Annotated in this window: 6 protein-coding genes and 3 pseudogenes; 8 read left to right on the top strand and 1 reads right to left on the bottom strand. The window is 44.6% G+C overall.

Features of this window, described 5'->3' with window-relative positions; genetic code table 11:
- Nucleotides 1–144 precede the first annotated feature (144 nt).
- The 7 genes and pseudogenes from VZ94_RS15845 (at nt 145) to VZ94_RS15870 (ending at nt 4,204) form a co-directional block, all read left to right on the top strand.
- Nucleotides 145–505 (top strand): annotated as a pseudogene (locus tag VZ94_RS15845) (PilZ domain-containing protein).
- Nucleotides 506–507: 2 nt separating this feature from the next.
- A complete protein-coding gene (locus tag VZ94_RS32305) occupies nt 508–1,026 on the top strand; it encodes a TatD family hydrolase (RefSeq protein ID WP_338040450.1) in 519 nt (172 codons plus the stop codon).
- A gap of 7 nt (nt 1,027–1,033) precedes the next feature.
- Entirely contained in the window at nt 1,034–1,354 is a 321-nt protein-coding gene (locus VZ94_RS32310; RefSeq protein ID WP_338040451.1) for a TatD family hydrolase, read from the top strand.
- 41 nt (nt 1,355–1,395) lie between these two features.
- Entirely contained in the window at nt 1,396–1,971 is a 576-nt protein-coding gene (locus VZ94_RS15855; RefSeq protein ID WP_045779973.1) for a TerD family protein, read from the top strand.
- Between the two features lie 26 nt (nt 1,972–1,997).
- Nucleotides 1,998–2,575: pseudogene (locus tag VZ94_RS15860) on the top strand (TerD family protein).
- Nucleotides 2,576–2,598: 23 nt separating this feature from the next.
- Nucleotides 2,599–3,189, top strand: a complete 591-nt coding sequence (locus VZ94_RS15865; protein WP_045779974.1) for a TerD family protein — start codon at nt 2,599–2,601, stop codon at nt 3,187–3,189.
- Nucleotides 3,176–4,204: an ATP-grasp domain-containing protein gene (locus VZ94_RS15870; RefSeq protein ID WP_239650000.1), complete on the top strand. Its 1,029-nt coding sequence runs from the start codon at nt 3,176–3,178 to the stop codon at nt 4,202–4,204. The genes VZ94_RS15865 and VZ94_RS15870 overlap by 14 nt, the downstream gene beginning before the upstream one ends.
- A gap of 139 nt (nt 4,205–4,343) precedes the next feature.
- Here the strand turns inward: VZ94_RS15870 and hemL are convergent.
- A pseudogene (gene hemL, locus VZ94_RS15875) lies at nt 4,344–5,628 on the bottom strand (glutamate-1-semialdehyde 2,1-aminomutase).
- A gap of 304 nt (nt 5,629–5,932) precedes the next feature.
- On the opposite strand from hemL, the gene smbP reads away from it, so the two are divergent.
- Nucleotides 5,933–6,274 (top strand): small metal-binding protein SmbP, encoded by a 342-nt coding sequence (smbP, locus tag VZ94_RS15880; protein WP_045779975.1) that lies wholly within the window; start codon nt 5,933–5,935, stop codon nt 6,272–6,274.
- The last annotated feature ends 354 nt before the right edge of the window (nt 6,275–6,628 follow it).

Raw genomic sequence — 6,628 nt, forward strand, 5'->3', positions numbered from 1 at the left:
GTGCGCTGTGCGCACCTTTATAAATTTTTCATTAAAAATCAATGAAAAAGGTGCGCACAGCGCACCCTACGGCAACAACAAGATGCTGAAAACTGAACCTTTCAGAGTATAAATCGTTGGAAACAACTTAATAAGGTGTAGTTTATGGCAGAAGCAACGACAACAACGTCAAGACCCGGTATTTTAACGCTATCAATTAAAGATAAAGCCTCGTTATACGCAGCTTATATGCCTTTTGTTAATAATGGGGGGTTGTTTATCCCAACCAATCGGCAATACGAAATGGGACAAGAAGTCTTTATGCTGTTAAGCTTAATGGAAGAAACCGAGCGTTTACCTATTGCGGGTAAAGTCGTTTGGAAAAACGCCACCAGGTTCAGAAAGCTATCGCGCTACCGGAATAGGTGTGCAATTCTCCGATCAAGATGGTGGTGTTGCACGCAGTAAAATTGAAAACTATCTAGCGGGTGCGTTAAACGCAGATAGGCCAACTCATACCATGTAATCATGTTTATAGACTCTCATTGCCATTTAGACCGTGTTGACTTAAAGCCTTATCACCATAGTTTCGCAGAATTCATGGGTGAGGCCAGTGCACAACAAATCAGTCAGATGCTTTGCATTGCCATTGATTTGGAAGCTTATCCGAATATGCTCGCGTTGGTTGAGCCTTACCCACAGATTGCGGTTAGCGTCGGTGTGCATCCGAATGAGCGTGACGGTAAAGAGCCAGATGTGGCTGAATTAGTTGCGTTAGCGTATCACCCTAAAGTTATTGCTATTGGTGAAACCGGGTTAGATTATTTTCGTACAGCTAAACCTGAGCAGGAAGCCCAGCAGGTTGACTGGGACTGGCAGCAACAACGGTTTCGCAACCATATTAAAGCGGCCAAACTTACGCATAAACCATTAATCATTCATACGCGTGAGGCTAGAGCGGATACCTTGCGTATCTTGCAAGAAGAGGGTGCTGAACACGTCGGTGGTATTATTCATTGTTTTACCGAAGACTGGGCGTTTTGCTGAAGCGGCAATGGAACTAAATTTTTATATTTCATTTTCAGGTATTGTCACGTTTAACAACGCCACAGCGATAAAAGACGTGGCTAAACGCATACCGGCCGACCGGTTTTTAATCGAAACAGATTCGCCGTATTTAGCGCCGGTACCTAAACGTGGCAAACCGAATTATCCTATGTATGTACGCTATGTGGCTGAATATATAGCCCAATTACGCAATACGTCCGTCGATGCCATTGCAGCGTGTACAACAGAAAATTATTGTCGGTTATTTAATATGTCGTTAATACCCTCGGCTGCAGTTAGGCAAGCCGGTGTTGAGTTGTGTGAGTAACTGTTAATCACTGTTTTTAAATAAAAAATACGGAGGTGACGATGAGTATTTCGTTAAACAAAGGTGGTAACCTCAGCTTATCGAAAACTGACCCCAATTTGAAAAATATTCTTGTGGGTTTAGGTTGGGATGTGCGACCTACTGATGGTACGGATTTTGATTTAGATGCTAGTGCGTTTATGTTAACGGACAGCGGTAAAGTGCGTTCCGATAGCGATTTCATTTTTTATAACCAACTGCGTTCAACCTGTGGCTCTGTTGAGCATACCGGTGATAATCGCACGGGCGCAGGTGATGGCGATGATGAAGTTATCGTAGTGTTACTAGATAAAGTGCCGACAGATATACAACGCATCAGCTTTACGGTCACCATACACGATGCCGAAGCTAGAAAACAAAACTTCGGTCAAGTCTCACACGCGTTTGTGCGTATTGTTAATAAAGACACACAACAAGAAGTTGCCCGCTATGACTTAAGCGAAGATGCATCGATTGAAACGGCAATGATTTTTGGCGATATTTATAAACACAATGGTGAATGGAAATTCCGCGCTGTCGGGCAAGGTTACGCCGGTGGCTTAGCGGCATTAGCAAGACAATACGGTATTAACGTTTAACTACTAAAAATAAACAGGAGATAACAATGGCGATTTCATTAACAAAAGGCGGTAACGTTAACTTAAGTAAAGAAGCACCGGGCTTGAATAAAATTGTCGTCGGTTTAGGTTGGGATGCCCGCGCTACCGATGGCGCGGCGTTTGACTTAGATGCTAGCGCGTTTTTAGTCAAAGCCGATGGTAAAAGTGCGTAGCGACGGCGATTTTTGTTTTTTCAATAACAAAGTCGTTGCCGACGGCGCCGTGCAACACATGGGTGATAACACAACGGGTGTGGGTGAAGGCGACGATGAGGTGGTGAAAGTTGAATTAGCCAAAATACCTGCTGACATAGAAAAAAGTCGTGTTTACCGTCACTATTTACGATGCTGATACCAGACGACAAAACTTCGGCCAAGTCAGTCATGCGTATATCCGCATTGTCAACGAAGATAACAGTCAAGAAATTGCGCGTTATGATTTAAGCGAAGATGCATCCGTCGAAACCGCGATGATTTTCGGCGAAATCTACCGTCATGGCGGCGAGTGGAAGTTTAAAGCCGTAGGTCAAGGTTTTGCCGGTGGCTTAGGGCCTTTGGCAAGTTCTTACGGTGTTAATGTTTAAATAACAACCCCCAGGAAACGACTATGGGCATTAATTTACAAAAAGGCCAAAAAATATCATTGGCTAAAGAATCCGGTACGACGTTAAGCAAAATCATTATGGGCTTAGGTTGGGATGCGAAAAAGACCGGTGGTTTATTGAAAGGTATGTTCGGTGGAAGCGCCAGCGAGAGCATAGACTTAGATGCCTCATGCATTTTATTTGATGACGCGAACAAAGTCGTCGATACCGTTTGGTTTAGGCAATTAAAAAGTCGCGATGGCAGTGTGACCCATACCGGTGATAACCGAACCGGCGAAGGCGAGGGCGATGATGAACAAATCATCGTGTTATTGGATAAAATTCCAGCGAATGTGAAATCTTTAGTATTTACCGTCAATTCCTTTACTGGGCAAACCTTTGATGCGGTTGAAAATGCGTATTGCCGTATTGTCGATGGTAACACGCGTAACGAAATTGCCCGTTATACCTTAAGCGCGCAAGGCTCGCATTCGGCACAAATCATGGCAAAAGTGTATCGGCATAATGACGATTGGAAAATGCACGCGATTGGTGAAAATGCCAATGGCCGTACATTTGATAATTTATTACCGCAAATCGTTGTGCATTTATAAGCAATGCGTATATGGTTTAACAAAACGTTTTTCAACGATTAGCTCAGTTTTAAACCAACTTAAACAAGCTGACCCTAGCATTTGTTTAATTGTCACGCATACGCATCAAACCGCGAGTGCGTTTCTTGCGGCTGATGAATACTACTTAGAGCCTGCCGGGCTAACCGGCATGGCTTATCTGGATTGGTGCTTGGCTTTTTGTCGCCAACACCGCATTGATACGATTTGGCCAGCTAAAGAAGCGATATTATTTGCTCAGCAGCAAGCGATGTTTCAGGCGCAAGGCGTTAACGTTGTTTCGGTTGCTGAACCTGATGTACTGCGCTTATTGCAAAACAAGGCCGAGTTTTATCAAACATTATCGCCTAGTATTGCCGAAACTATGGACTTTATCGCCGTTAACACGCCTAGTGCGTTTGCGGCGGCTGTTACTGAATTATCTGCTAAACACAAAACGCTGTGCGTAAAACCGTCGGTGTCGGTATTTGGCTTAGGCTTTAGGATACTCGATAACCACCATGTCAGTATTGAGCATTTGCTTAAAGGTATCGAATACCATATTCCGTTAAGTGAATTACAACAAGGCATGGCGAACATAGAACATTTCAATACGTTATTAGTAATGGAACATTTGTCGGGTCATGAATGGAGTGTTGATTGTGTTGCCGAGCATGGCCGCTTGCTATGCGCAGTGCAACGGCAAAAATCCCTACATGCTGGGCATGGGCAAATCATAGATAATAACGACGCCATTCACCAAATGGTATTACGTTTAACTGCGTATTATCGGTTGAATAGCATTTTTAACATCCAATTCAAGCTGGGTGTCAACGGCCCACGTCTATTGGAAATTAACCCCAGGCCCTCAGGCGGTTTTGGCATGGCATGTCTGGCTGGGGTTAATTTAGCGCAATTGGCTTGGCAAACACTGACAGGCGTAGCCATTGAAGCGCCAGCTATTCGTTATGGCTTAAAAATATCAGAAGTGAAAACGCCTGTCGTATTAGTCAATTAAGATTTATTGGCTACCAACTTAAGTTGTTGTAGGGTGCGCTGTGCGCACCTTTTTCATTGATTTTTATGATGTTATACAGGTGCGCACAGCGCACCCTTATCTAAAAATCGAATGTGACCGTATGAAGTATAGCAGCAAGTTAACCTAACTGTTGAAGCACGGCTGCGGCACGTTTTAATGTTTGGTTAATTTCTTCATCACCATGCGCGGCTGAGACAAAGCCCGCTTCAAAACGCCGATGGAGCTAAATAAACACCTTGTTCTAACATGGCGTGGAAAAAGCGTTTAAATAACTCAACGTTACATTGCATGACTTGTTGATAACGACGGATGGGCTTATCGTGAGTAAAAAATAAGCCAAACATGCCACCGACTTGATTGCTGGTCAGCGCTATGTCGTATTGAGCGGCTAATTCAGTTAATCCCGACGTTAAGCGTAGCGTTTTTAGCGCTTAACTCAGCAAAAAACCGGGTTGTTGAATTAATTCCAGGGTTTTTAAACCCGCTGCCATGGCTACCGGATTGCCTGATAATGTACCGGCTTGATAAACCGGACCTAATGGCGCTAAATACTCCATAATAGCGCGGCGCCCGCCAAATGCGCCAACAGGCATTCCACCACCAATGACTTTACCGAGTGTCGTCAAATCCGGTTGTATTTGATAAAGACCTTGTGCGCCATGTAAATCCACTCTAAACCCGGTCATCACTTCATCAAAAATCAACACACTACCGTACTGGTCGCAAACCTCACGTAGTGTGGGCAAGAAGTCAGCTTCAGGTGGAATGCAATTCATGTTACCAGCGACCGGCTCGACGATAATGCAGGCGATTTGCTCGCCTAATTCTGAAAACAGCTTACGCACCGCTTCGCTGTCGTTATAGGGTAGCGTAATCGTATTTTCAGCAACGGCTGCTGGTACACCGGGCGAGCTGGGTACGCCTAAGGTTAATGCACCAGAGCCTGCTTTAACCAATAGCGCATCGGAATGACCATGATAACAACCTTCAAATTTGACGATTTTATCGCGTTGGGTAAAACCACGCGCTAACCTCAGCGCTGACATCGTCGCCTCTGTGCCAGAACTCACCATTCGGACTAATTCCATGCTAGGCATGAGTGCGTTAACTTGTTCCGCTAGCAGTGTTTCAAGTTGGGTCGGTGCGCCAAAACTCAAGCCTTTATCAGCGGTTTGCTTGACCAAGGCAATGACGTCATCATGAGCATGGCCCAAGACCATAGGGCCCCACGAACCCACATAATCAATATACGTTTTGCCAGTGCTATCAGTGATATAAGCGCCTTTAGCATGGTCAATAAAAATAGGTGTGCCGCCAACGCCGTTAAAAGCCCGTACCGGTGAGTTAACTCCACCCGGAATGACGGCTTTGGCGCGGTTAAAAAGTTCGTTTGTTGTTGTCATATTCGTCTTACATAGATGCCAAAGCCCAACAGAATACGCGAAGTTGCACTAGTTTCAAAGGATGAAGCGATGGATTAGAACAAGACGTGTAATATTTTTGTTTATCATGACACTATACAAGCTGTCCAGCCGTTCTTGTATGGCTCGACTATGCCGCAAGAGCTAATTAACTTATTGATTTTATGTTATTTGTAGCTATTGAAAGTACCCGGTTTGGGATATACAATGCTGGTGTCGACTCGGTATGTTTTGAGTCGATAGTGAAGATAACTACATCAATAACAGCTAATGAGAGGAAAGAATAATGAAAAAAATAGCATTCATCAGTGCGGTCTTATTCTTTAGTTTGAGTACCGCCGTATTAGCCGCTTTCGAGGAACATGTCGATGAAGCGTTAAACCATGTCAACCAAGCTGCCGAGCACGGTAAAGCAGGCCACGCAAAAATATTAGTAGAACATGCTAAATTAGCAGAAGACCATATCTTAGCCGCCTCAATAGAGGCTAAGGGTGCGGTCAAAGGTCATTTAGATGCCGCCACTAAATCTATACAAGACGCTGTTGATCATGGCGAGTTAGGGCATACCGACGTTGCGTTAAAATCAGTTGAGCAAACAGCCGAACATTTAAACGCAAGTAAAAAATAACCGTTCATTTTTGATAGGGGGGTGTTTACGCCCCTATCATTCAATCCCATCTAAGCAAAAACTAAGAAGTGTGTAAAAAATCAGCTCGGTAGCTGTAGGTGGGAATTCATTCGCGCCTATCTACAACGAACGCATTACTTATGTTATTTCATGCTTATTCTGGCTACCCACTTAAGCCGGGACAGGTCATTCGGCAACTGCTCCTGCGTTGCCCTACTACACGCCATCCCTGGCGTTATCAGAGTGAAGAACGCCGTAAATACATCCCTGTAGGCTTGGCGGCAGCATCCCTGCTGCCGACACCTCAAGCCACAAGGACGTGGCGAATGCAGAAAACGCAGGGAGCAGTTTTCT

This window comes from Methylocucumis oryzae (assembly GCF_000963695.1).
Classification (GTDB): Bacteria; Pseudomonadota; Gammaproteobacteria; order Methylococcales; family Methylomonadaceae; genus Methylovulum; species Methylovulum oryzae.